The sequence below is a fragment of the Mesorhizobium sp. M1E.F.Ca.ET.063.01.1.1 genome, from assembly GCF_003998155.1.
GTDB lineage: Bacteria > Pseudomonadota > Alphaproteobacteria > Rhizobiales > Rhizobiaceae > Mesorhizobium.
Genome location: NZ_RZSC01001234.1, coordinates 1 through 1,065, shown reverse-complemented (window position 1 = coordinate 1,065; position 1,065 = coordinate 1). Strand labels below are relative to the sequence as shown.

The window sequence follows — 1,065 nt, the reverse complement described above, 5'->3', positions numbered from 1 at the left end:
GACGCGGACTTCGAAGGAGCGGACCTCGACGATGATCTGATAGTCGATCGCCAGCCCCTCGCCCGGCTTGCCGACGCCGGCAAAACTGCCGGAACGCTGGAAGGTCTCGGCGAGCCTGGCCTGCACGATCAGCGGCAGGCGATCCGCCCATTGCGCGCCCTTGAGGAACTGGATCGACTGGTCGGACGGCCTGATGACGATGTTCTGGCTGTCCAGCGCCTTCAGCGCAGAAGGCTGGGCGATCAGGATCTGGCGGCGGCTATGGCCGTGCATGTCGACCGCCGGAGCAGAAAGCTCGAACGTATCGAGCGGCGCCGGCTTGCCTCCCAGCGCCGCGCATCCGGCAAGCGCAAGCGCGAGCGCCGCGGCGGCAACCGACTTCAACCCTCTCACCGACTTCACGCGCGATCCCCATTGTCCCCGGATCTGACGATCAACTTACAGCTGCAATCCATGTTCTTGGCTTTCGCGGCAGCCGAAGTCAACGCCGTGCCCTGCCGTCAAACTGACGAACCTCACCCTCGCCGCCCGTCAGAATGCGCTGCGGGTTGCGGCTGAGGTCAGTCACCGCTTCCTCGATGCGGTTGATCGAGCGCCGGCTGTCCTGAACCAGCGCCTCGACATTCTGCAGCCCCTGGCCGGAGAAGCGCGCCAGATTGTCGGTGATGGTGCCAAGCCGCGCATTCAGCGTATCGGCGACCTGCTTGAAGGATTTCAGCGTCGCCCTGGCGTCGGCCATCACGCCGTTGGCCTCGCCGGATCCGAGAAGCTTGTCGACCTTGGCGAGGATGCCGTCGACGCGCACCGAGGCATCGTTGAGGCGCTGCGAAAGCTGGCGTGCGTTCTTGATGGTATCGTTGATATCGTCGGAGCGGTTGGCGATCTTGTCGGTGACCTTGGCGATGTCAGCGGCCGCCCTGTTGGCGCTGTCGCTGGCCTTCTGGATGTTGGCGAGCGCCGTGCGGACATCCGCGGGATCGATCCCATCGAGCACGTTGTCGACTTTGGCCAGGGTGCCTTGCGTCTGCTTGGCGAAGTCGTTGATCGAGCCGACCGCCGTATTAA

At 64.4% G+C, this 1,065-nt stretch carries 1 protein-coding gene and 1 pseudogene; both read right to left on the bottom strand.

Going from position 1 to position 1,065, the window contains the following annotated elements:
* Window positions 1-393 (bottom strand): ABC-type transport auxiliary lipoprotein family protein (locus tag EOA29_RS37520; protein ID WP_189479139.1); only part of this gene is annotated, 393 nt, incomplete at its 3' end.
* Between the two features lie 88 nt (window positions 394-481).
* Window positions 482-1,065: pseudogene (locus EOA29_RS37515) on the bottom strand (MCE family protein); the annotation flags it as partial.